This is a genomic window from Malikia spinosa, assembly GCF_002980625.1.
Taxonomy (GTDB): Bacteria; Pseudomonadota; Gammaproteobacteria; order Burkholderiales; family Burkholderiaceae_C; genus Malikia; species Malikia spinosa.
The window spans coordinates 45,049-67,376 of record NZ_PVLR01000036.1 but is presented as its reverse complement, the minus strand read 5'-3'; the positions used below and the strand labels follow the sequence as shown (position 1 = coordinate 67,376).

Genomic DNA, 22,328 nt, shown 5'->3' with positions numbered 1-22,328 from the left:
GCTGCCAGGTGATTGCCGCCCTACGAACATGAAGGTCATCCATTCCTCCAACCTGAAACTGCGCCGGCAAACGACGCTGACCGTCATCATCATCCTGTTGATGATCTGGGCCACCGCGATCTACGAGATTCAGCGCAGCAAGCAGGCCTTCATCCAGGAATCGGAGTTGCGCACGGCAAAGAACGCCCATATCTTTTCCGAGTACAGCCTGTCGACCATCAAGCGACTGAACTCCTTCATTCTCGACGCCCGCGAGGAATGGCAAGGCGACTGGATGAAGTTCGCCGAGCATGTGCAGCATCACCAGAACATGATCGACGACCTGGTGTTCCAGGTCGCCGTCATCGACAGCCAGGGCATGATGCAGTTCTCCAACCTCAGCAAACCGCAGACCGTGGTCGACCTGAGTGAGCGCGAACATTTCCGGGTCCATGCCGATGCGCCGCATCAGGACCGCCTGTTCATCAGCAAGCCCTTGAGGGGCAAGGTTTCGGGCAAATGGTCGGTCCAGCTGACACGCCCGATCTTCAGGAACGGCCAATTCGAGGGCGTGCTGGTGCTGTCGATTGCACCGGAATTCTTCTCGAAATTCTCGGAACAGATTTTCTCCGACCACCGGAACCAGCTCAAGATCGTGCGCAACAGCGGCGAGATCATGGCCATCAATCCGGCGGACGAGTCGATGTACAACCAGCGGGTGCAGGCGGCCTATCTCGACCCGGCAGCACCGCAGACGGGCAATTTCCGGTTTTACGACCCGCAAACCCGGTTCGAAGAGATCGGCGGCTACTACAAGCTGTCCGACTATGGCGTGACCCTGGTCAGCGCGGAACCGATGGAGGATGTGCTCGAGCCCTATCGGCATTACCGCAATGTCGTGATCGGCGTCGCCTGGCTGACCAGCGCCGCGATACTGCTGTTCTTCATCCTGCTGCGGCGCTCGCAGAACAGCTTGGTCAGGGTAACCCGGGTCACGCGCGAGCTCCAGGGCATCAAGGAGCAGGCCGTCAGCGCCAACGAGGCCAAGAGCCTGTTCCTGGCCAACATGAGCCACGAGATCCGCACGCCGATGAACGCGGTGATCGGCCTGACCCACCTGCTGCTCGAAACCGAACTGAGCCCGCACCAGCGCGATCATCTGCAGAAGATTCATCTGGCCGGCACCGCCTTGCTCGGGGTGCTGAACGACATCCTCGACTACTCCAAGATCGAGGCCGGCCACATGCAGCTGGAATCGGTACCGTTGAACCTGGGCGAAGTGCTGGCCAAGTCGCGCGCCCTGTTCGAGATCCAGGCCGAGGAAAAGGATTTGAACTTGCGCTTCGAGCTCGACCCCCGGCTGCCGGCGGTGGTGCTGGGCGACCCCTTGCGGCTGCTGCAGGTCATCAACAACCTGGTCGGCAATGCGCTGAAGTTCACGCGCCAGGGCGGGATCGAGGTCAAGGTGGACTTGCTCGAGCAAACCGAGCAGGCCGCGCAGATCCAGGTGTCGGTGCGCGACAGTGGGATCGGACTCGCGCCGGAGCAGCTCGATCAGCTGTTCGAAGCCTTCACCCAGGCTGACCTGTCGACAACGCGCCAGTACGGCGGCACCGGCCTGGGTCTGAGCATCTCGAAGCGACTGGTCGAGCTGATGAAAGGCAAGATATGGGCCACCAGCGCTCCCGGCCAGGGCAGCGTCTTCTGCTTCACGGCCCGCCTGGGCCTGCAGCCGGCCGGGACGGCTGCCACAGCGCCGCCCGCGCTGGCGACCGATCCGGTCCAGATCAATTTCGCAGGTGAGCGCGTGCTGCTGGTCGACGACAACCCGACCAACCTGCTGGTGGCGCGCGCCTACCTGAGCCGGATGGGGCTGGAAGTCGAGAGCGCCGACAATGGGCAAGCTGCCGTCGAGCAGGCAGCCGGCAAGTCCTTCGCTGCCATCCTGATGGATCTGCAGATGCCTGGCATGGACGGCTTTGCCGCCGCCCGGGCCATCCGCGCCAGCGGCAACCGCAGCCCGATCATCGCGCTGACCGCCGCCGCCATGGACAAGGACCGGCAAGCGGCAGAAGCCGCCGGCATGAACGATCATGTCGCCAAGCCGATCGACCGCCAACAACTCGCCACCGTGCTGCGCCAATGGATTCCCGCGCAGCAGGTCAGCGCCACGCCCACCCCCGCCATTCCGGCAGAGCCCGTCGTCGCGCCCGCAGCCAGAACCACCCGCCTGCGGCTGGCGCACGCGGCCGAACAGCTGGGCGGCGACCATGAACTGCTGCAGCAGGTGCTGGCGCGCTTCCAGCAGGACTTCGCGTCAGCCCCCGCGCAACTGCACGCGGCCCTGGAGCAACAACAGTTCGAGCAGGCCATCCGGCTGGTCCATACCTTGAAGGGACTCGCGCCCACCCTGGGGGCCGATGCGCTGCATCAGCTGGCCCAGCAGTTCGAGCAGGACCTGCAGCGGCAGGACACCGGCTTGCAGGCCGCATTCGAACAGGAACTCGGCGCGCTGCTGAGCGAGGTGGCGACGGCGCTGGAACACGGCACGATGCAGGCCTAGGCGCTCGGCCAGCCCAGGCTTGGACTCGCTGCAGTCAATGCGGCGGCCAAGCGCCGAGCGCTCAGCGCATCTCGAACAGTTCTTGGTGGAAGCGTGCCGCCGGCAGGCCCTGGGCGCAGAGGTCGGTGCGGATCGCGTCGCCGAACGCCGCCGGGCCGCAGAACCAGAGCTCGGCTTGCTGCCAGTCGGGCACCAGCGCACGCAACCGCTCGCCGGTCAGCCGGCCGTCGCGGCCGCTGATCAGCAGATGCAGGCGCACGCCAGCGGCCTGGGCGTGCTGCTGCAGTCGCTGCAAGGCGGTCTCATCGACCTCCGAGGTGGCATGAAACAGGTCGATCTCGCGGCCGTCTGACTGCTGAGCCAGCTGCTTGAGACGCGCGACGAAGGGCGAGATGCCGATGCCGCCACCGATCCAGATCTGGCGCCGGGCTGGGCCATCGAACTGGAAACGGCCATAAGGCCCCTCGACCGTGACCGTGTCGCCCAGCTTGAGGCTGGCGGCCAGGCTGTGCGTGTAGTCACCCAGCGCCTTGATCAGGAACATCAGCCGGCCATCGTCCTGCCAGGCCGACGAGATCGTGAACGGGTGCGCCCCCTCGCGCTCGTCGAAGGTCACGAAGGCGAACTGGCCCGGCTCATGACCGGCCCATTGGCTCTTGAGCCGGATCGATACCGCGTTGACCTTGACGCCTTCCAGGTACTCGAGCTGCTCGATCTCGCCGACCGCCTTGCGCCGCACGCCGATGCGCCGCGTCAGGCTGATGAGCGCCGCGACCGTACCGCCCGCCAGCAGCAGGCCGTGCAGGACGCCGACCGGCTGCAGCCAGTAGCCAAAGCTCGTCAGCACGATCGAATGCCAGACCAGCACCAGATAGGCCAGCGCGATCCAGCGGTGGGTGCGGAAGAAATGCCGGTAGGGAAAGCGCTTGATCAAGGCCAGCGCGATCAGCGCCACCGCCAGGTAGAAGGCCTTTTCGCCCAGGTCCTCGGCCAGGCCGCGCTGGCTCTGCAGGAAGGCCAGCACCGGATCGGTCAGCAGCGGGCGCGGCCCGCGCACCGGCCGCTCGAGCAGCCCGGCCCCGATCAGCCACTTGGGCCCCTGCGAAATGAGCCAGTGCAGGAGGGCCAGCACCAGGCCCGCGATGCCGAGCCACTTGTGCAGCCGGTACATCTTGTCGAGGCCGTGCAGCCGGTGCTCGAGCCAGGCCGGGCGCACCGCGAGCAGCATCGCGGCACTCATGACGCCCATGCCGAGCAGGCCCGAGTACTGGACCAGCAGGGTGCGCCAGGGGAACAGACCCTGGGTCAGCGGCAGCGCGGCCGATTCGGCCAGCAGCCACAGGGCGGTCAGGCCCAACAACAGACCGATCAGGGTTCTCTGGATATTCTTCATGTCACGATGATAGGCATCAAAACCTGAACCCGCGATGAACCCCCAGGAACTGCCGCGTGGTTACTGCCTTGCCGTCCTCACATTGGCCGGCGGCTGCTGCGGCTGGCTGCTGCGCCAGGGGTTGATGTCGAGCCCGCCGCGCCGCGTGTAGCGCGCGTAGACGCTGAGCTTGACCGGCTTGCAGCGGGTCCAGAGGTCCATGAAGATGCGCTCGACGCATTGCTCGTGGAACTCGTTGTGGTTGCGAAAGCTCACCAGGTACTGCAGCAGCCGCTCCTGGTCGATCGGTGCGCCGGTGTAGCTGATGCGCACGCTGGCCCAGTCGGGCTGGCCCGTCACCAGGCAGTTGCTTTTCAGCAGATCGCTGACCAGGGTCTCGGTCACGGGCGGCTGGGTCGCGTCGGCGCGCAGCAGCTCAGGGGCCGGCTGGTAATGCGTGCATTCGACATCGAGCCGGTCCAGGCTCAGACCGTCGAGCTCGCGGATCTTTTCCTGCTCGAACTGCGCTGGCGTCAGCAGCTTGACGCCGATCGAGCCCCGGCGCTCGCTGCCGCGCCAGATCGCCTCTGACAGATCGGCCTTGAGGCGATCCAGCACCGCCTGGCCATCGTCGAAGCGGCTGTTGTTGAAGCTGTTGAGGTAGAGCTTGAACGACTTGCTCTCGATGATGTTGGGCGACTCGCAGGGCACGGTGACCTGCGCGATCGCGACCTGCGGCTTGCCGCGCGGATTGAGCCAGCTCAGCTCGTAGGCGGTCCAGAGATCGGCGCCCAGGAAGGGCGGCGTGGCGCTGATGCCGATCTCGTCGCGCTTGGTCTGGCGCGGCAGCGGAAACAGCAGGCTCGGGTCGTACTGGTCGGCATAGGCCGAGGTCTTGCCGAGCTGGGACTGCTCGGGCTGGTGCTGGCTGGGGTGCTGGGATTCGGTCATGTCTGGGTACCTTGGATGCAGCGGGATACGGGTGTGCGCGAATACGGGGCCGCTCAGCGCTGCGGCTCGCGGCGGAATACCAGCCGGTCCGGCTCGGAAGCAGCCGCCACATACTGGTAGCCTTCGAGATCGAAGCCCTTGAGCTGCTCGACCGAGAGCGCGCGTTGCGCGACGGCGTAGCGCACCATCAGGCCGCGCGCGCGCTTGGCCGCGAAGCTGATCACCTTGTACTTATCCCCCTTGAATTCCTCGAACACACAGCTCACGATGCGCGGCTTCAAGGCCTTCTTGTCGACCGACTTGAAGTACTCCTCGCTCGCGAGGTTGACGATCAGCGGGCTGGCGTCGGCAGCGGCGCGCTGGTTCAGATAATCTGCGATCTGGGAGCCCCAGAACTGGTACAGGTTCTTGCCCTTGGGTGTTGCCAGCCGGGTGCCCATTTCGAGCCGGTAGGGCTGCATCAGGTCGAGCGGGCGCAGCACGCCGTAGAGTCCGCTCAGGATGCAGACATGGTCCTGCAGCCAGCCGAGCTCGGCCTCATTGAGCGACTTGGCTTCCAGGCCCTCGTAGACATCGCCGTTGAAGGCCAGCACGGCCTGCTTGGCGTTCGCGGTCGTGAACTCCGGGCTCCAGGCCTGGTAGCGCGCGACGTTGAGGCTAGAGAGCGCATCGCTGAGGTCCATCAGCTCGGCGATCTGCTGCGGCGACTGCTGGCGCAACACCTCGATCAGTTCGGCCGCCTGCGGCACGAACAGCGGCTGGGTATGGGTGGCGCTGACGGGCGGGGTTTCGTAATCCAGCGCCTTGGCCGGGGACAATAGGAACAACATGCTGACCATCCTTTATCGCGACGATTATCTGGTATCGGTGGCCAAGCCGCCGGGACTGCTGGTGCACCGCACCGGGCTGGACGCTGGCGAAACACGCTTTGCGCTGCAGCTGCTGCGCGACCAGATCGGCCGACCGGTCTGGCCGGTGCACCGGCTAGACAAGGGCACCAGCGGCGTGCTGCTGTTCGCGCTCGATGCCGCCACGGCGCGCGCGCTGGGACTGGCCTTCGAGCGCGGCGAGGCCATGCGCAAGAGCTACCGCGCGGTCGTGCGCGGCTGGCCGCCAGAGTCGGGCGTGATCGACCACCCGCTCAAGCGCATGCCCGACGACATGCGGACCGAACGCGAGGAAATCCAGGACGCGCTGACGCATTACCGTACGCTGGAGCGCTACGAGTTGCCGCTGGCGCAGGGCGACTTCCCGAGCACGCGTTGCGCGCTGGTCGAGCTGCAGCCCGTCACGGGACGCCGGCACCAGCTGCGCCGCCACATGAAGCATATCGCGCATCCGATCATCGGCGACGCGACCCATGGCAAGGGGCCGCTGAACCGGGCCCTGGCCGAGCTGCTCGGGCTGCAGCGGCTGTGGCTGCACGCGGGCCGACTCGAACTCACACACCCGGTCACGGGCCAGCCGCTGCTGATGGAGGCCGCGTCGGGCGAGGAATGGGCGCGCTGGGCCAACTGGACTATCGGACCGGCAATTCGGAACTGAATTCACGCCGCCACAGGCAGACCGGGCTCAGCTCAGAAGGGTCTCGACCTCGAAGCCAACCACGCTGCGCTGCTCGCGGCTGAACTCGACACCCACCAGGTGAATGGTCTCGCCACGCGCGCGGTACTTCTCGGCATAGCCGCGGTCCCGGATCTGCTGCAAGGCCTTGCCCTGCGGCATGTCCTCGACCACCTTGAACTCGAACAGGTAGACCTGGCCATTGAACAGCACCGCCATGTCGATGCGGCCCTTGTTCGTCACGTCCTCCAGCCTGATATCGAGTCCGAGCGCGGCGAAGTGGCTGTAGAACACGCTGGCGTAATAGCCTTCGTAGTTCGCAATCCGATTGCTGCGGTACCAGTCATTCGGGATGCTGGCGAAGAAGGCTGTGAACAGGGCTCGCAGGCCGGCAAAGTCGTTCGCCTGCAGCAGCCGGTACAGGCGCCCGCTCTGGCGCGCGGTCTCGGTCGAGCGGGCGGTGAGCGCTTGCAGCAGCGCGCCGTTGAGGCTGGCCTCGACCTCCTGGTTCGGGTACTTGAGCGTGTACTCGGTGCGCGCGCCCATCTTGAACTGGCTGCCTATCGTCAGGTAGCCGCTCTGGAACAGCAAGGCCTCGCTGCTGATCTCATCGACATCGAAGGTGGACAGCAGGCTGTCCATCGTCACCCACTGCCCCAGCTCGGGCGTGAAGGTATCGCGCTGCATCAGCAGGTCGACCAGAAAGGTCGGCGTACCGGTCTCGAACCAGTAGGGCCTGAACTCGCGCTCCTGGAACAGCAGCAACAGGTCGAACGGGTTGTAGACACTGGTTCCGGTCCAGTTGTAGCCGTTGTACCAGCGCCGGATCTCGTCGCGATCCAGCCCGGGCAGCTCGGGCGCGAACACCTGGTCCACGTCCTCATCGGTGTAGCCGCAGATGGCCGAGTAATCGGCAGAAACCGTGATGTCGCGCAGGTTGTTGAGCCCCGAGAACAGCGACACCTTGCTGAACTTGGAGACGCCGGTGAGCAACGCGAACTTGATGTAGGCGTCCTGCCCCTTGAGGACCGAATACAGGTCGCGCAGGCCGTCCCGCATCTGGCGCGCCACCTCGGGCTCGGTGATGTTGTCGAGGATGGGCTTGTCGTACTCGTCGACCAGCACGACCACGCGCTGCCCGCCGCGGGCGCAGGCCAGCTGCAGCAGCTTGGCAAACAGCCCGGGAAGGTCCTGGCCCTGCGGCTGCTCCAGGCCCAGCCGCTCATAGTTGTCGGCGAGCAGCAGGCGGATGCGCTGCTGCAGGGCCGCCTGGCTGTGCAGCACGCCATCAGAAAAGCTGATGCGGATCACCGGGAAGGTGCGTGACCAGTCCCAGCGCGGCTCGGCGTGCAGGCCCGTGAACAGCGCGCGCCGACCCTCGAACAGTTCTGCGATGGTGTCGAGCAACAGGCTCTTGCCGAAGCGGCGCGGCCGGCTCAGGAAGTAATGCGAACCGTCTTCGATCAGGCGCAGGATCTGCGGCGTCTTGTCGACGTAATAGCAACCCTCCTCGCGGATCTTCGCGAAGGTCTGGATGCCGATCGGCAGTTTCTTACGGGAGGTCATGCTCTCTCTCGTTCAGCAGCTCCAAAGCCCATGTCCATCCTCAGTCTTCCCGCGGCCAGAGTCGTTCAGGGTCCATGCGCAAGGATGTTACTGCAACGGTCGAGTAGCAACCCGTAAAATCCCCAGCTCACAGAGGCTCCGCTGCCGCCTGCGCCATGCCGCCGCAGCACCGGACCTCCCCAGATTCCCAGAACCTCCTGAACCCATGACCGACGCCATCGCCCAACCCGGCCTGCAATCCCTGTCCAAGTCCTTCGAGCCCGCGGCCCTGGAAGCCCATTGGGGCCCCGAGTGGGAGCAGCGCGGCTACGGCGCAGCGGGCTTCCGTGGCACCGGCGCTGCCAACACCGAAGCGCCGGCGTTTGCGATCCAGCTGCCGCCGCCCAACGTGACCGGCACGCTGCACATGGGCCATGCCTTCAACCAGACCATCATGGACAGCCTGACGCGCTACCACCGGATGGCGGGCTTCAACACGGCCTGGATTCCTGGCACCGACCATGCCGGCATCGCGACCCAGATCGTGGTCGAGCGCCAGCTGCAAGGCCAAGGCATCAGCCGCCACGACATGGGCCCGACCCCGGCCGAGGCGCGCAAGAACTTCGTCGCCAAGGTCTGGGAGTGGAAGGAGCAGTCCGGCAACACCATCACGACCCAGATGCGCCGCATGGGCGACAGCGTCGACTGGAGCCGCGAGTACTTCACGATGGACGACAAGCTGTCCAATGCCGTGACCGAGACCTTCGTCCAGCTCTATCAGCAGGGCCTGATCTACCGCGGCAAGCGCCTGGTCAACTGGGACCCGGTGCTGATGAGCGCGGTGTCCGACCTCGAAGTCGAGAGCGAGGAAGAGGACGGCAGCCTGTGGCATATCGCCTACCCGCTGGTCAATGGCGAGGGCCAGCTGGTGGTCGCGACCACCCGTCCCGAAACCCTGCTCGGCGACGTCGCCGTCATGGTCCATCCCGAGGACGAGCGCTACGCCCACCTGATCGGCCAGTATGTGCGCCTGCCGCTGTGCGAACGCGAGATCCCGGTCATCGCCGACAGCTATGTCGACAAGGAATTCGGCACCGGCGTGGTCAAGGTCACGCCCGCGCATGACGCCAACGACTACGCGGTCGGCCAGCGGCATCAGCTGCCGATCATCGGCGTGCTGACCCTGGACGCCAAGATCAACGACCACGGCCCCGAGGCTTACCGCGGCCTGGACCGCTTCGATGCCCGCAAGCAGATCGTCGCCGACCTCGAAGCCGCCGGCCTGCTGGTCGAGGTCAAGAAGCACAAGCTGATGGTGCCGCGTTGCGCCCGCACCGGCCAGGTGGTCGAGCCGATGCTGACCGACCAGTGGTTCGTCGCCATGAGCAAGGTCTCGGAGCAGGACCCGACCGGAAAGTCGATCGCGCAGAAGGCCATCGATGCGGTGGCCAGCGGCGAAGTCAGCTTCGTGCCCGAGAACTGGGTCAACACCTACAACCAGTGGATGAACAACATCCAGGACTGGTGCATCAGCCGCCAGCTCTGGTGGGGCCACCAGATCCCGGCCTGGTATGACGCCGAAGGCCAGGTCTATGTCGCGCGCGACCTGGCCGACGCCCAGGCCCAGTTCGAGGCCCGCATTGCCGGCTTCAACGAGTCGCAGCGTGAGCCGCTGCTGGCCGCCGGCCTCAAGCGCGACGAGGACGTGCTCGACACCTGGTACTCGAGCGCGCTGGTGCCGTTCAGCACCATGGGCTGGCCGGAAAAGACCCAGGACTACGACCTCTACCTGCCCAGCAGTGTGCTGGTCACCGGCTACGACATCATCTTCTTCTGGGTGGCCCGGATGATCATGATGACGACCCACTTCACCGGCAAGGTGCCGTTCAAGCATGTCTACATCCACGGCCTGGTGCGCGACGCGCAGGGCAAGAAGATGTCGAAATCCGAAGGCAATGTGCTCGATCCGGTCGACCTGATCGACGGCATCGAGCTCGCGCCCCTGCTGGACAAACGCACCACCGGCCTGCGCAAGCCAGAGACCGCGCCCAAGGTGCGCAAGCAGACCGAGAAGGAATTCCCCGAAGGCATCCCGGCCTACGGCGCCGACGCGCTGCGCTTCACCTTCGCGGCGCTGGCCAGCCTGGGCCGCAGCATCAACTTCGACAGCAAGCGCTGCGAGGGTTACCGCAACTTCTGCAACAAGCTCTGGAACGCGACCCGCTTCGTGCTGATGAACTGCGAGGGCCAGGATTGCGGCCTGAACGAACACAGCGCCGACGCCTGCGCGACCGGCGGCTACCTCGACTTCAGCGCCTGCGACCGCTGGATCGTCTCCAGCCTGCAGCGGGTCGAGGCCGAGGTGGCCAAGGGCTTTGCCGACTACCGGCTCGACAACGTCGCCAACGCGATCTACGACTTCGTCTGGAACGAGTTCTGCGACTGGTACCTCGAGATCGCCAAGGTGCAGATCAACACCGGCACGTCTGAGCAGCAGCGCGCCACGCGTCGCACGCTGATCCGCACGCTCGAGACCCTCCTGCGGCTGGCGCACCCGATCATCCCGTTCATCACCGAGGAACTGTGGCAGAAGGTGGCTCCGGTCGCCGGTCGCGCCGGCGAGTCGGTCAGCATAGCGGCCTATCCGGTGGCGGCTCTTGAGCGCATCGACGCGGCCGCCGAAGCCCATGTGGTGCAGCTCAAGGCCATGGTGGACGCCTGCCGCAACCTGCGCGGCGAGATGAACGTGTCGCCGGCGCAGCGCCTGCCGCTGTATGCGGTCGGCGACGCCACCTTCCTGACGAGCATCGCGCCGGTGCTGCAGTCGCTGGCCAAGCTCAGCGAAGTCAAGGTGTTTGCCGACGAGGCCAGCTGGACCGAGGCCGCCCAGGCCGCACCGGTGGCCGTGGTCGGCGAATCGCGCCTGTGCCTGTTCATGGAGATCGACGTCGCCGCCGAAAAGGCCCGCCTGGGCAAGGAAGCCGCGCGCCTCTCTGGCGAGATCGCCAAGGCCAAGGGCAAGCTGTCGAACGAGGCCTTCGTCGCCAAGGCTCCGCCGGCCGTGATCGAGCAGGAACAAAAGCGCCTGGCCGACTTCGGCGCCACCCTGGCCAAGATCGAGCAGCAGCTGCAGCGCCTGGGCTGATAGCCACTGCCGCCGGCTCCGTGGGGCCTGGGCGGCGGATCGACAGCCCAAACAAAAAGGGACGCGGGGTCTGACCCGGCGTCCCTTTCTTGCATCCGGCATACCGGCCGGCGCGCGTTTTTCAGTGCAGCACGAACACCGGCAGCTTGCTGCGCGCGACGATCTTCTTGGTGTGCGAGCCGAACAGGAACTCGCCGACCGCGCCGCGGCCATGGGTGACCATCACGATCATGTCGCAGCCGGCCTTGTCGGCCTCGTCGATGATGGCGTCATCGACATTGCTGTTGGTCGCATGCTGGCCCTGGAAGGCGACCCCGGCGGCGGCGCAGCGCGCCTCGAACTGGCCCAGCAGCGACTTGGCATGAGCCTCGTTGCGGGCGTCATGTTCCTGGATATGCTGGGCAAAGATCTGGGGGTTGTGCGAGGTTTCCGACAGCGCCAGTTCGGGCTCGGCGACGAAGCCCGTGATGCGGGCGCCGAGCTGCTTGGCCAGCGCAATGCTGCCGTCGATGGCGCGCTGCGACAAGTCGGAACCGTCGACGGGGACGAACAGGTGCTGATACATGATGCTTGCCTCTCTTTTTGAATCATGTGAAATGATGAAACTCGATTCATTCTAGCGATGGCCAGGCGGGTGACGAGTGCGTATTACTACGCGCTTGCCAGCCGAGGTCTGCCGCTTTCAGACCTTCCTTGACGCAGGTCAAGCCCGCCTTCAACCGACCTTGACCGGGGGCTGGAAATCGGCTTTTTCCATCAGCCAGGAAAAGCCGAAACCCGCCACCAGACCCCAGAATGCCGCACCGATATTGAGCAGGCTGATGTCCGACACCGTCACCAGCAGGCTGATCAGCGCACCGAGCGTGAACCTGCCGCCACCAAACGACGCGACGAAGGCGCCTTGCAACACGCGCAACATCGCCAGGCCACCCAGCACCATGATGTAGGACTTGGGCGTGGCCAGCATCAGGCCGGTGAAGGTCGGCGCCATCAGGCCGAACAGCACGCCAAAGCTGCCGAAGGTCAGCGCCGCCGTGTAATGGCGACCGCGCTCACCCGACGAGGTCAGCAGCGCATTGGTCGGGCCGGTCAGGCAACTGCTGACCGCGCCGACGGCGGCACTGAAAAAGGCACCGATGCCGCAGGCGACCGCGATCGCGTTGACCGGCGGCTCGTGCCGGGCCGCCTTCAGCACCGCGACGCCCTGCCCGTTCTGCACCACCAGTACCGTGATGGCCAGCGGCACCACCAGCTCGACCAGCGCGCCGAGCGACCATACCGGCGCCTGGAGCAGCGGCTGGGCCAGGGCAAAGCCGTCCAGGCCCGAAGTATCCAGGCGCCCGAGCAGCGCGATCGCCAGCGCACCGACCAGCAGCGCACCGATCAGCGGCGGCAGCCGCCGACCCCAGACCGGCAGCGCCGACAGCGCGACGAAGGCGATCACCATCGGTGCGGCAATCGCAGCGTCGCTGTGCAGCGCACGCACCAGATCGAGGCCGAAGCGCAGGAAGACACCCGCCACCATGCCCATCACGATCGGCATCGGCAGCGCCGCCATCAGGCGCTTGACCCAACCGCTCATTCCCAGCAGCAGCACCAGCAGGCTGGTGGCATAGAAGGCGCCGATCACCTCGGCAAAGCTCAAGTGCTGCAGCGCCGGCCCGACCAGCACGGTGCCGGGAATGGTCCAGGCAAAGCCCAGCGGCATGTGGTAGCGCCAGCTCATCGCCAGCGTCAGCAGGCCGTTGACAAAGAAGACACCGAAGATCCAGGACGCCAGCTCGGCCGGACTCAGCCCGCCGCGCGTGCCGACCGACAGGATGATCGCAACCGGCCCGGTGGCCGAGAAGATGAAGCCGATCAGGCCGTTGGCAAAATAGGCCAGGCCGAAATCGGAGCGGATCTGGCGCAGTCCGGGACTGCGGCCGGCGGGGGATTCAAGGTGACTCAACATCGGGCGGTCGTCTCTGTGGCTTCTCAAGGAACGGATGCCTGCGCCAGCCCGGAAAATCGGCCCGGACGCGCGGCAGTCGGTTGGCAGCAGTATCACTGTTTCCCGAGGCTTAATAATTAGTCTCTGGACAACACACCATTCAAACCAGAATAACAATTCCATGGACCGCTTCGAGGCCATCCGGCTCTTCACCCGCATCGTCGAGCTCGGCAGCTTCAGCCGCGCCGCCGAGCAGCTCGGCATCACGCGCGCGGGCGCGACCCAGGCCATCCAGCAGCTCGAGGCCCGGCTCGGGGTGCGCCTGCTCGCGCGCACGACGCGCCAGGTCACGCCGACCCCGGACGGCAGCGACTACTACCAGCGCTGCAGCGCGATCCTGGCCGACCTCGACGACGCCGAGGCGGTGTTCTCGCAGGCGAGCCGGACGCCGCGCGGCCGGCTCCGGGTCGACCTGCCGGGCTCGCTGTGCCGGCTGGTGCTGATGCCGGCGCTGCCGGACTTCTGCCGGCGCTACCCCGAGATCCGGATCGAGCTCAGCGTCAGCGACCGCCAGATCGACCCGCTGCGCGAGGGCGTCGACTGCGTGCTGCGCATCGGCGCGCTCGACGACGACCTGCCGCTGGTGGCCAGGCGGCTTGCCACCCTACCGTTGGTGACCTGCGCCAGCCGCAGCTACCTGGAGCGCTGCAGCCGCCCGCAAAGCCTGGCGCAGCTGCAGGGACATCACGCGGTCGACAACCTGTCGGCCACCACCGGCAAGGCCTTTGCCTTCGAGTTCATGCTCGCGGGCCAGGTCGAGCGCCTGCACCTGCCGGCCAGCGTCGCGGTCAACGACGGTGGCGGCTATGTCGCGGCCTGTTGCGCCGGCTTGGGACTGATCCAGGTGCCGCTGTTCCATGTCGCGCGCCAGCTCGCCAGCGGCGAACTGGAAGAGGTACTGCCCGCGCACCGCCCGCCGGCCATGCCGCTGCACCTGCTCTACGCGCCCAACCGCCAGGCGACGGCCCGGCTGCGCGCCTTCATCGACTGGGCAGGCGAACTGTTCGCGCGCGCGCCGGAACAGCTCGCCGGCTGAAAACCCGCCGATGGCGGACAATCGCTGTCCCCGGATCTACTGCGACATCATGGCCATCCTGCTCGCGCCCATGGAAGGGCTGCTCGACTACGCGCTGCGCGACACGCTCACGCGCGTGGGCGGCATCGACCTCTGCGTCTCCGAGTTCATCCGCGTCACCGGCACGCTGCTGCCCGAACGCGCCTTTCGCCGCATCGTGCCCGAGCTCGACCAGGGCGGACGCACCGCAGCCGGCGTGCCGGTACGCGCGCAGTTGATGGGCTCGGACCCGAACTGTCTGGCCGAAAACGCCGCGCGGCTGGCCGGCCTCGGCCCGGCCGGCATCGACCTGAACTTCGGCTGCCCGGCCAAGGTCGTGAATCGCCATGGCGGTGGCGCGGCGCTGCTGCAGGACCCCGAGTTGCTGTACCGCCTGGTCGCGGCCGTGCGCCAGGCCGTACCGGCGCCGATGCCGGTATCGGCCAAGATGCGGCTCGGCTTCGACGACGACAGCCGGGCCGAGGCCTGCGCCCAGGCGATCGAGGCTGGTGGCGCCAATCAGCTGGTGGTCCATGCCCGCACCAGAGCCCAGGGCTACCGCCCGCCGGCCTACTGGAGCCGGATCGCCGACATCTGCCAGGCAGTCAGGCTGCCGGTGGTGGCCAATGGCGAGGTCTGGAGCGTGGCCGACGCGCGCCGCTGCCTGCAGGAATCGGGCTGCACCGACCTGATGCTGGGCCGCGGCATGGTCGCCGACCCCGGGCTGGCGCTGGCGATCCTGGCCGATCAGGGACTGGCTGGCGGCAGGCTAGAAACCGGCTGGGACGAGCTGCGCCCGCTGCTGGGCCATTTCTGGCGCCGCGTGCTCGAGCGCATCGAGCCGCGCGCGCGTCACGGCCGGCTCAAGCAATGGCTCAACTACCTGCGCCGCCGTCACCCCGAGGCCGAGGCCGCCTACCAGGCGCTGCGCACCGTCAACGACCCGCGCGTGCTCGAGGCCTGGCTGGACCAGCAGCTCACAGCCAGGCCCGACCCCGCGCTGGCCTGCACCTGAGCCAGGTCCGCCCGCCCCCTCGTCCACACGCAGGGCGGCCATGCAGAGCCAGCCCGTGCCGGCCCGAATTCAGCGCGCCAGCAGGCGCTCGAGCCAGGGCAGCAGCCAGGGCAAGGCAAACGAGGTCAGCAGACCGTTGAGCCCCATGCCCAGCGCGGCAAAGGCGCCCGCCTGCTCGCTGAACTGGAAGGCGCGCGCCGTGCCCAGGCCATGCGCGGCCAGTCCGAGCGCGAAGCCGCGCACCGCGTCGTCGTCGATGCGCAGCCAGCGGTAGAGCGCTTCGGCGCAGAGCCCGCCAACGATGCCGGTCACGATCACCAGCACCGCGGTCAGCGCGGGCAGTCCGCCCAGGCGCTCGGTGACCGCCATCGCGATCGGCGTCGTGATGCTCTTGATCGCGAGCGAGATGCGCGACTCCGGACCGGCGCCCAGCCAGGCACCCAGCCCCCAGGCCGATACCACCGCCACCAGGGACGCGACCAGCAGCACCAGCAGCAGCGGCCCGGCCATGCTCTTGAGCCGGGGCCAGTTCGCGTGGAGCGGAATTGCCAGCGCGACCGTCGCCGGCCCGAGCAGGAAATGGATCAGCCCGGCGCCGTTCATGTAGCTGGCGTAGGAAGTGCCACTGAGCAGCAACAGGGCGGACAGCAGCGCGACCGCGACCAGCACCGGATTGGCCAGCGCATGACCGCGCAGCCGCCGCTGCAGCCAAACTCCGAACTGATAGGCCAGCAGCGTCAGCGCCAGCCACAGCAGCGTCGAGCCCGCCAGATGCTGCCAGACCAGGGTCGCGCGCTCCAGCATCGCTCAGCCCTCTTCGGAGCCGCGACGGGAGCGGCGCAACAGGACCCGCAGCAGCAGCGCCGCCACGGCCATCGCCAGCAGCGTGCTGGCCACCAGGGCGAGCGCCAGCGACCAGCCTTCACGCGCCAGCAGCGCGCCGTAGAGCACGACACCGGCGCCAGCCGGCACGAACAGCAGCGACAGATGCTGCAGCAGCTGACTCGAGGTCTGGGCCAGCCTGCGCCCCGGACCGCCGCGCCAGAGCAAGGCCAGGAACAGCAGCGCCATGCCGGCCACCGGCCCGGGCACCGGCCAGTCCAGGCCCAGCACCAGCAATTCGCCGACCAGCTGGAACAGCAGCAGCCAGCTAAAGCCCTGGATCATCGTCCGCTCCCGTCCACGGCAACCGCTCAGCGCCGCTTGAGCCAGGTCACGAAATCCGGCCCGGTCATGTCCTGCTGCAGCAGTTCGTTGCCAGTCTGCTTGGCAAAGGCCTGGAAGTCGCGCACCGAACCGGCATCGGTGCAGATCACCTTGAGCAGCTGGCCGCTTTCCATGCCGGCCAGCGCCTTCTTGGCTTTGAGGATGGGCAGCGGACAGTTCAATCCGCGCGCGTCGAGTTCCAGATCGGCATTCATTGCTTGTCCTGACATGATTCAATCCTTGACCAGACTTCAGGCCGGAAACACGCCGGTCGACAGATAGCGGTCGCCGCGGTCGCAGACGATGAAGGCGATCGTCGCATCCTGCTCCCGGGCCGCGATCTGCTGCGCGACCCAACAGGCGCCAGCCGCCGAGATCCCGGCGAAGATGCCCTCCTCGCGCGCGAGCCGGCGGCACATCTCCTCGGCATCGGCCTGGCTCACATAGACCAGCTCGTCGACCGCCTTCGGGTCATAGATTTTGGGCAGGTATTCCTGCGGCCACTTGCGGATGCCGGGAATGCGCGAGCCCTCGCTCGGCTGCGCGCCGATGATGCGGACCTCGGGGTTCTGCTCCTTCAGGAAGCGCGACACGCCGGTGATGGTGCCGGTGGTGCCCATCGCGCTGACGAAATGGGTGATGCGACCGCGCGTCTGCTTCCAGAGCTCGGGACCGGTGGTCTCGTAATGGACGCGCGGGTTGTCGGGGTTGGCAAACTGATCGAGCACCTTGCCCTTGCCCTGCGCGACCATCTGGTCGGCCAGGTCGCGCGCGCATTCCATGCCGCCGCTCTTGGGCGTCAGGATCAGCTCGGCACCGAAGGCCTTCATGGTCTGCGCGCGCTCGATGCTGAGGTCCTCGGGCATGATCAGCACCATGCGGTAGCCGCGCACGGCAGCCGCCATCGCCAGTGCGATGCCGGTGTTGCCCGAGGTCGCCTCGATCAGCGTGTCGCCGGGCGCGATCTCGCCGCGCTCCTCGGCGCGCCGGATCATCGACAAGGCGGGCCGGTCCTTGACCGATCCGGCCGGGTTGTTGCCTTCGAGCTTGGCCAGTACCACATTGCCGCGCTCGCGGTTGGACAAGGCACCGATGCGCTGCAGCGCGATCAGCGGCGTGTTGCCGATGGTGTCTTCCAGGGTCGGGTAGATGACGGGTTTCTTCCGGCTACGGGGGGTCGCGCGTGTCATGGGACTTTTTTCTCTGGGATGCGAGGGACAGTGCCATCACTGTGCCATAATTTATATCTCATTCCTGCCCGGGTGGCGAAATCGGTAGACGCAGGGGATTCAAAATCCCCCGCCGCAAGGTGTGTCGGTTCGAGTCCGACCTCGGGCACCAAATCAGAAAAAAAGCGACTCCGCTAGGCGTCGCTTTTTTGCTTTTCAGCGCTGTCCGTTCTAGCGCAAGCGGCCGTAACAAGGCGCGCCAGCACAGACAAGCCGGATTCAAGCGGCACGCAAGCCCTGCTCCACCTGGGGGTAACGCAGCTTCAACCCGAGCTCGCGCTTCATGCGCAAGTTGCTCAGGCGCCGGGACTCACCCATGAAGCTCAGCGTCATCGGCGACAGCCGCTCCCTGGCCTGCTCGCGCGAGACGCGCTCGGGTCTTGGCAAACCGTAGAGATCGGCAGCCAGCTCGAAATAGTCGCCCATGGTCAGCTCGGTGTCGTCGCAACAATTGAAGACCCGCTGCACCGGCGCGCGCCAGAGCGCCCGCACGCAGGCGCGCGCCAGGTCATCGGCATGGATATGGTTGGTGTGCACGTCGTCCTCGCGCCGCAGCACCGGCGTGCCGCGCAACAGGCGCTCGCGCGGCGTGCCGCCCTCGCGGTCCGGCGCGTAGATGCCCGGAATCCGCAGCACGCCGACCGGCACGCCGAAAGCCCGGCCCCAGTGGCGCAGCAGGTCTTCGGCGGCCACGCGCCGGCGCGCGCGCGGCGTGCCAGGGTTGACCGCCCGGACCTCGTCGACCCAGGCACCACCGCAGTCGCCATAGACACCGCTGGTCGAACCGTAGACCAGCGCCCGCGGCGGCGTGCGCCGCGCCAGCACGCGCGCCAGCGCCAGGCTGCGCGGGTCGCCCAGGCCAGTGCCTGGCGGCGGCGCCAGATGCAGCACGCGCGTGGCCAGTCCCGCCAGGCGACGCAGGCTGGCCGGATCATCGAGATTGCCCGCCAGCGGCGTGATTCCGGCGGCGCGCAAATCGGCCACACGCGCCGGCGTCGAGGTCAGCGCGAACAGGCGGACCCGCCCACGCGCGCCTGGACTGGCTGCAGGCACGGCATCGCTTGCCCCAGGCGCAACAACCGCCACGGCCCGCGCGCCAAGCGCACGCGCACTGCGCAGCCCCACGTCGCCACAACCCACGATCAACACCCGCTCGCGCCGAAAGCGCGCGGGCAAGGCCCCCAGAAAAGCCATGTCCAGATCCAAATTTGAGAAAATCCTTGGCTGCCAGCGCCACCGCGCCCACAACCCCCTCCAAGACTGTATGACATTCCAGATCAGCGTCGAGCCCAGCGGCCGCGTTTTCTCCGCCACCCCCGATGAAACCCTCCTGGCTGCCGGCATCCGCCAGGGCATAGGCCTGCCCTACGGCTGCAAGGACGGCGCCTGCGGCTCTTGCAAATGCAAGAAGCTCTCCGGCAGCGTGGTCCATGGCGCGCACCAGGCCAAGGCCCTGAGCGCCGAGGAGGAAGCCGCCGGCCTCGTGCTGACCTGCTGCGCGACGGCCACCAGCGACCTCGTGCTCGAGTCGCGCCAGGTGACGGCGGCCGACGCGCTGCCGATCAAGAAGCTGCCGGTGCGCGTCAGCAGCCTCGAGCGCGCCTCCTCCGACGTCATGGTCGTCAAGCTGCAGCTGCCGGCCAACGACAGCTTCAACTACCACGCCGGCCAGTACATCGAGTTCCTGCTCAAGGACGGCGCGCGTCGCGCCTACTCGATGGCAACCGCGCCGCACCAGCAGGCCGTCAAGCCCGCGATGGAATTGCATATCCGCCATCTGCCGGGCGGCAAGTTCACCGACCATGTGTTCGGCGCCATGAAGGAAAAGGAGATCCTGCGCATCGAGGGCCCGTTCGGCAGCTTCTACCTGCGCGAAGACTCGGACAAGCCGATCGTGCTGCTGGCCTCGGGCACCGGCTTCGCGCCGATCAAGGCCATCATCGAGCAGATGCGCGAAAAAGGCAGCAGCCGGCCCGCCACGCTCTACTGGGGCGGCCGCCGTCCAGCCGACCTCTACCAGGCCGACTGGATCGAACAGCAATGCGCTGCCATGCCCAACCTGAAGTACGTGCCGGTGGTGTCGGACGCCCAGCCCGAGGACGGTTGGAGCGGGCGCACCGGCTTCGTGCACCAGGCCGTGCTGCAGGACTGGCCCGACCTGTCGGGCCACCAGGTCTATGCCTGCGGCGCACCGATCGTGGTCGAGTCGGCGCAGCGCGACTACCTCGCTGCCGGCCTGCCGGCTGACGAGTTCTACGCCGACGCCTTCACTTCCGAGCGCGACAAGCTGGGCAGCTGAAGCCGCCCGGCCCGCCTGGCGCGTCAGTCCTCAGCGCGCCTCGGCCAGCAGCAGCCGGACATCGGCCGCCAGCGCCTCGGCGCCACTGCCATAGCGGTGGTAGACGCGCAGGCGGCCCTGGGTATCGTAGACATAGCTGCCAGCCGAATGGTCCATCGTGTAGCTGGTCGGCGTCGCCCCCTGGACCGGCTTGTAATAGACCTTGAACGACTTGGCCAGCGCCGGCAGCTCGGCCGGAGTCGGCAGCAACGCGAGGAAACCGGCATCGAAGCTCGCCATGTAGGCACGCATGATCTCGGGCGTGTCGCGCTGCGGATCGACGCTCACGAACAGGCCCTGCAGGCGCTCGCCGTCGCTGCCGAGCAGCCGCTTGGCCTGCGCCAGCTCGGACAGCGAAGTCGGGCAGACATCGGGGCACTGGGTGTAGCCGAAGAACAGCACCACCACCCGGCCCTTGAAGTCGGTCAACTGGCGCTGGCGGCCGTCCTGGTCGGGCAGACTCAGTTCGCGCCCGTAGTCGGCGCCCGTGATGTCCACCCCCTTGAACGCCGGCTTGTCGCCACAACCCGCCAGCCAGCAGGCGCTGGCCAGGGCAGCGGCGCCCAGCAGCAGCCGGCGGCGCGGAATCGATGGACTTGAAATGGAGTCAATGGTCATGGCTGGATTGTCCGTCGATTGCAGGCCTGCTGGATTGTCCGGCGTCAGGCCCGGGGCTGGCGCAACATGGCGCGCATCTGATCGACCGAGACCTGGCTGGTCGACTCAAGCCTGACCCTGGGTGCGGGCTTGACCGCATGACCATAGTTGACCTCGAAGCTCAACAGCAGCTGACCCTGCTCGTTGCGCGGCAGGCCGGCCTCGAGCGCGCGCTCCTGCGCCTGGGCCCAGCCGCGGCCGCGCAGGCCGGCAAAACGCGCCTGGTTCAGGTTGCGGCCCCAGTCGCGCAGGTCGCGCAGCAGGCGCTTGGCATCGGGATAGGCCAGCGTGATGCGCTCCATGTCCATCACCGGCTCGGCATAGCCGACCTCGATCAGCATGTCGCCCCAGTCATGCATGTCGGTGAAGTCGTGACAGGGCGCGGGCCAGCCCTGCGCGGCATAGACGGCGCGCAACTCGCGCAGGCTGTCGGGCCCGAGGCAGGAGAACATCAGGAAACCGTTGACCGCGAGCAGGTCCAGCCAGCGGCTCAGCAGGGCACGCGGCAGCGGCTCCTGGTGCAAGGCCATGTTGGCCCAGAGCAGACCGGCCGTTCCGGCGGCGGCGCCAGACTCGTCATGCAGCGCGGGACCCGAGGCCAGCCACTTGAGCGGATTCCAGCCGCGCGGCGACAGACGGCGCAGGCTGTCGGCCGCTGCCGCAGCACCCTGACCCAGCAGCTCGACCCTTGCTTCGGGATAGCGCTCGGCCACCAGCCGGTGTGCCTGCAAGCCGCCGTTGAGCGGCGCCCAGTCCAGCCACTGCGCGGGCGCCTGCTTGATCCAGCCCAGCCGGTCGGCCATGCGCGCACCGATCTCCTCGTGCAGCCAGGGGCTTTCGCTGCGACGGCGCTCGCGCCAGCGGCGGGCCGCGACGGGATCGAGGCCGGGAACGGGCTTTTCCTGGCCGGGGGTGACTGCTTGCATGGTGGGCGATCGAATCAAGAAAAGAGGATGAGCGGGCGACAGGCCCGCAGGCGCCGCAGTATATTCGCCGCATGAAAGATCTGCTGCGCCGCTGGCTGCCAGCCTGGCCGGCCAGTTGCGCCATCTGTGCCGGCTGGCCAGCCCGCCCGATCTGCCCGGCCTGCCTCGAGCGCCATGGCCGGCCCCTGCCCCGCTGTCCGGGCTGCGCGCTCGCGCTGGCACCCGGGCTGGAGCGCTGCACGCGCTGCGCCGAGGCCGGACCCGGCCCGTTGCAGCAATGCCTGGCCAGGGTCGACTACGCCCATCCCTGGTCGGCCCTGGTCGCCAGGCTCAAGCGCGACCCGGCCTGGGCACCGCCGCTGGCACGGTTGCTGGTCGATGTGCCGGGTCTGCCGGCGCTACTGCAAGCCACCGACCTGATGCTGCCGATTCCGCTGAGCCCGGACAAGCTGCGCGCGCGCGGCTATGACCAGGCCTGGGAACTGACCAAGGCGCTGCGCCGCCAGCTGCGCGACGCGCCACCGGCCCTGCCCGGGCTGCTGCAGCGCCGGCCGCAGGCCGCGACCCAGCACGAACTGGCACGCGCGCAACGCTTCGACAATGCGCTGCAGGCCTACGCCGTCGATCCCGCCGCTGGCCCGCAGCTGCGCGGTCGCCACATCCTGCTGGTCGACGATGTCATGACCACCGGCGCCACGCTGCAGTCCGCCGCCACCTTGCTGCTGGCTGCAGGCGCCGCCCAGGTCAGCGCGCTGGTGTTCGCGCGCACCCCGGCCCCCACCCTAGACTGAA

20 protein-coding genes and 1 tRNA gene are annotated in these 22,328 nt (G+C 67.4%); 8 read left to right on the top strand and 13 right to left on the bottom strand.

From position 1 onward, the window contains the following. Positions 1–28 precede the first annotated feature (28 nt). Positions 29–2,542 carry a hybrid sensor histidine kinase/response regulator gene (locus C6P61_RS12390; protein WP_105730238.1) on the top strand — a complete coding sequence of 838 codons (2,514 nt, stop codon included), beginning with the start codon at positions 29–31 and terminating at the stop codon, positions 2,540–2,542. Between the two features lie 61 nt (positions 2,543–2,603). On the opposite strand, the gene C6P61_RS12385 is transcribed toward C6P61_RS12390, so the two are convergent. The 3 genes from C6P61_RS12385 to yaaA are packed head-to-tail and all read right to left on the bottom strand — an operon-like array spanning position 2,604 to position 5,695. Continuing rightward, entirely contained in the window at positions 2,604–3,935 is a 1,332-nt protein-coding gene (locus tag C6P61_RS12385; protein ID WP_105730237.1) for a ferredoxin reductase family protein, read from the bottom strand. A gap of 60 nt (positions 3,936–3,995) precedes the next feature. Then, on the bottom strand, positions 3,996–4,865 hold the full coding sequence (queF, locus tag C6P61_RS12380) for an NADPH-dependent 7-cyano-7-deazaguanine reductase QueF (protein WP_105730236.1): 870 nt from the start codon (positions 4,863–4,865) through the stop codon (positions 3,996–3,998). 53 nt (positions 4,866–4,918) lie between these two features. Further along, positions 4,919–5,695, bottom strand: a complete 777-nt coding sequence (yaaA, locus tag C6P61_RS12375; protein ID WP_105730235.1) for a peroxide stress protein YaaA — start codon at positions 5,693–5,695, stop codon at positions 4,919–4,921. Between yaaA and C6P61_RS12370 the strand changes: the two genes are divergently transcribed. Next, a complete protein-coding gene (locus C6P61_RS12370; RefSeq protein ID WP_105730234.1) occupies positions 5,694–6,410 on the top strand; it encodes a pseudouridine synthase in 717 nt (238 codons plus the stop codon). The two genes, yaaA and C6P61_RS12370, sit on opposite strands and share 2 nt — an antisense overlap. A gap of 27 nt (positions 6,411–6,437) precedes the next feature. Here the strand turns inward: C6P61_RS12370 and C6P61_RS12365 are convergent, their stop codons facing one another. Continuing rightward, the gene (locus C6P61_RS12365) at positions 6,438–7,994 is read right to left on the bottom strand and encodes an ATP-binding protein (RefSeq protein ID WP_105730233.1); all 1,557 of its coding nucleotides are present in this window, start codon (positions 7,992–7,994) and stop codon (positions 6,438–6,440) included. Between the two features lie 205 nt (positions 7,995–8,199). Here C6P61_RS12365 and C6P61_RS12360 point away from each other — a divergent pair, with 205 nt between their 5' ends. After that, entirely contained in the window at positions 8,200–11,118 is a 2,919-nt protein-coding gene (locus tag C6P61_RS12360; protein ID WP_105730232.1) for a valine--tRNA ligase, read from the top strand. A 121-nt stretch (positions 11,119–11,239) separates the two neighbouring features. On the opposite strand, the gene C6P61_RS12355 is transcribed toward C6P61_RS12360, so the two are convergent. Both C6P61_RS12355 and C6P61_RS12350 read right to left on the bottom strand, forming a co-directional pair. Further along, a complete protein-coding gene (locus tag C6P61_RS12355; protein ID WP_105730231.1) occupies positions 11,240–11,683 on the bottom strand; it encodes a universal stress protein in 444 nt (147 codons plus the stop codon). A 150-nt stretch (positions 11,684–11,833) separates the two neighbouring features. Then, positions 11,834–13,072, bottom strand: coding sequence for a benzoate/H(+) symporter BenE family transporter (locus tag C6P61_RS12350; RefSeq protein ID WP_105730230.1), 1,239 nt, complete (start codon positions 13,070–13,072; stop codon positions 11,834–11,836). Between the two features lie 160 nt (positions 13,073–13,232). On the opposite strand from C6P61_RS12350, the gene C6P61_RS12345 reads away from it, so the two are divergent. Next, positions 13,233–14,147, top strand: a complete 915-nt coding sequence (locus C6P61_RS12345) for a LysR family transcriptional regulator (protein ID WP_105730229.1) — start codon at positions 13,233–13,235, stop codon at positions 14,145–14,147. A gap of 10 nt (positions 14,148–14,157) precedes the next feature. Then, on the top strand, positions 14,158–15,180 hold the full coding sequence (locus C6P61_RS12340; protein ID WP_425319751.1) for a tRNA dihydrouridine synthase: 1,023 nt from the start codon (positions 14,158–14,160) through the stop codon (positions 15,178–15,180). Between the two features lie 69 nt (positions 15,181–15,249). On the opposite strand, the gene C6P61_RS12335 is transcribed toward C6P61_RS12340, so the two are convergent. From C6P61_RS12335 to cysM, 4 genes are read right to left on the bottom strand one after another with little or no spacing between them, the layout of a single operon-like run. Next, a complete protein-coding gene (locus tag C6P61_RS12335) occupies positions 15,250–15,984 on the bottom strand; it encodes an LrgB family protein (RefSeq protein ID WP_105730228.1) in 735 nt (244 codons plus the stop codon). Positions 15,985–15,987: 3 nt separating this feature from the next. Beyond that, entirely contained in the window at positions 15,988–16,347 is a 360-nt protein-coding gene (locus tag C6P61_RS12330) for a CidA/LrgA family protein (protein WP_105730227.1), read from the bottom strand. A gap of 26 nt (positions 16,348–16,373) precedes the next feature. Continuing rightward, positions 16,374–16,601 carry a sulfurtransferase TusA family protein gene (locus C6P61_RS12325; RefSeq protein WP_105730226.1) on the bottom strand — a complete coding sequence of 76 codons (228 nt, stop codon included), beginning with the start codon at positions 16,599–16,601 and terminating at the stop codon, positions 16,374–16,376. 36 nt (positions 16,602–16,637) lie between these two features. Then, positions 16,638–17,576, bottom strand: a complete 939-nt coding sequence (gene cysM, locus C6P61_RS12320; RefSeq protein WP_105730225.1) for a cysteine synthase CysM — start codon at positions 17,574–17,576, stop codon at positions 16,638–16,640. 66 nt (positions 17,577–17,642) lie between these two features. Here cysM and C6P61_RS12315 point away from each other — a divergent pair. Next, a tRNA-Leu gene (locus tag C6P61_RS12315) sits at positions 17,643–17,727 on the top strand. 107 nt (positions 17,728–17,834) lie between these two features. Here C6P61_RS12315 and C6P61_RS12310 read toward each other — a convergent pair. Further along, entirely contained in the window at positions 17,835–18,809 is a 975-nt protein-coding gene (locus C6P61_RS12310; protein WP_105730224.1) for an SDR family oxidoreductase, read from the bottom strand. A 70-nt stretch (positions 18,810–18,879) separates the two neighbouring features. Here C6P61_RS12310 and C6P61_RS12305 point away from each other — a divergent pair, with 70 nt between their 5' ends. Then, positions 18,880–19,914 (top strand): CDP-6-deoxy-delta-3,4-glucoseen reductase, encoded by a 1,035-nt coding sequence (locus tag C6P61_RS12305; protein ID WP_105730223.1) that lies wholly within the window; start codon positions 18,880–18,882, stop codon positions 19,912–19,914. A gap of 30 nt (positions 19,915–19,944) precedes the next feature. Here the strand turns inward: C6P61_RS12305 and C6P61_RS12300 are convergent, their stop codons facing one another. Both C6P61_RS12300 and C6P61_RS12295 read right to left on the bottom strand, forming a co-directional pair. After that, entirely contained in the window at positions 19,945–20,571 is a 627-nt protein-coding gene (locus C6P61_RS12300; protein WP_170067385.1) for an SCO family protein, read from the bottom strand. A gap of 44 nt (positions 20,572–20,615) precedes the next feature. Then, positions 20,616–21,536, bottom strand: coding sequence for a methyltransferase domain-containing protein (locus C6P61_RS12295; protein ID WP_105730222.1), 921 nt, complete (start codon positions 21,534–21,536; stop codon positions 20,616–20,618). Positions 21,537–21,607: 71 nt separating this feature from the next. Here C6P61_RS12295 and C6P61_RS12290 point away from each other — a divergent pair, with 71 nt between their 5' ends. Next, positions 21,608–22,327: a ComF family protein gene (locus C6P61_RS12290; protein ID WP_105730221.1), complete on the top strand. Its 720-nt coding sequence runs from the start codon at positions 21,608–21,610 to the stop codon at positions 22,325–22,327. Position 22,328: the final 1 nt, after the last annotated feature.

What these genes read in the sequence shown, in the direction of transcription:
- C6P61_RS12305 (WP_105730223.1), top strand. Translation starts at nt 18,880, where the DNA reads ATGACATTCCAGATCAGCGTCGAGCCCAGCGGCCGCGTTTTCTCCGCC.
- C6P61_RS12355 (WP_105730231.1), bottom strand. Translation starts at nt 11,683, where the DNA reads ATGTATCAGCACCTGTTCGTCCCCGTCGACGGTTCCGACTTGTCGCAG.
- C6P61_RS12360 (WP_105730232.1), top strand. Translation starts at nt 8,200, where the DNA reads ATGACCGACGCCATCGCCCAACCCGGCCTGCAATCCCTGTCCAAGTCC.
- C6P61_RS12310 (WP_105730224.1), bottom strand. Translation starts at nt 18,809, where the DNA reads ATGGCTTTTCTGGGGGCCTTGCCCGCGCGCTTTCGGCGCGAGCGGGTG.
- C6P61_RS12300 (WP_170067385.1), bottom strand. Translation starts at nt 20,571, where the DNA reads ATGACCATTGACTCCATTTCAAGTCCATCGATTCCGCGCCGCCGGCTG.
- C6P61_RS12330 (WP_105730227.1), bottom strand. Translation starts at nt 16,347, where the DNA reads ATGATCCAGGGCTTTAGCTGGCTGCTGCTGTTCCAGCTGGTCGGCGAA.
- cysM (WP_105730225.1), bottom strand. Translation starts at nt 17,576, where the DNA reads ATGACACGCGCGACCCCCCGTAGCCGGAAGAAACCCGTCATCTACCCG.
- C6P61_RS12365 (WP_105730233.1), bottom strand. Translation starts at nt 7,994, where the DNA reads ATGACCTCCCGTAAGAAACTGCCGATCGGCATCCAGACCTTCGCGAAG.
- C6P61_RS12345 (WP_105730229.1), top strand. Translation starts at nt 13,233, where the DNA reads ATGGACCGCTTCGAGGCCATCCGGCTCTTCACCCGCATCGTCGAGCTC.
- C6P61_RS12335 (WP_105730228.1), bottom strand. Translation starts at nt 15,984, where the DNA reads ATGCTGGAGCGCGCGACCCTGGTCTGGCAGCATCTGGCGGGCTCGACG.
- C6P61_RS12390 (WP_105730238.1), top strand. Translation starts at nt 29, where the DNA reads ATGAAGGTCATCCATTCCTCCAACCTGAAACTGCGCCGGCAAACGACG.
- queF (WP_105730236.1), bottom strand. Translation starts at nt 4,865, where the DNA reads ATGACCGAATCCCAGCACCCCAGCCAGCACCAGCCCGAGCAGTCCCAG.
- C6P61_RS12290 (WP_105730221.1), top strand. Translation starts at nt 21,608, where the DNA reads ATGAAAGATCTGCTGCGCCGCTGGCTGCCAGCCTGGCCGGCCAGTTGC.
- C6P61_RS12340 (WP_425319751.1), top strand. Translation starts at nt 14,158, where the DNA reads ATGGCGGACAATCGCTGTCCCCGGATCTACTGCGACATCATGGCCATC.
- yaaA (WP_105730235.1), bottom strand. Translation starts at nt 5,695, where the DNA reads ATGTTGTTCCTATTGTCCCCGGCCAAGGCGCTGGATTACGAAACCCCG.
- C6P61_RS12295 (WP_105730222.1), bottom strand. Translation starts at nt 21,536, where the DNA reads ATGCAAGCAGTCACCCCCGGCCAGGAAAAGCCCGTTCCCGGCCTCGAT.
- C6P61_RS12350 (WP_105730230.1), bottom strand. Translation starts at nt 13,072, where the DNA reads ATGTTGAGTCACCTTGAATCCCCCGCCGGCCGCAGTCCCGGACTGCGC.
- C6P61_RS12325 (WP_105730226.1), bottom strand. Translation starts at nt 16,601, where the DNA reads ATGAATGCCGATCTGGAACTCGACGCGCGCGGATTGAACTGTCCGCTG.
- C6P61_RS12385 (WP_105730237.1), bottom strand. Translation starts at nt 3,935, where the DNA reads ATGAAGAATATCCAGAGAACCCTGATCGGTCTGTTGTTGGGCCTGACC.
- C6P61_RS12370 (WP_105730234.1), top strand. Translation starts at nt 5,694, where the DNA reads ATGCTGACCATCCTTTATCGCGACGATTATCTGGTATCGGTGGCCAAG.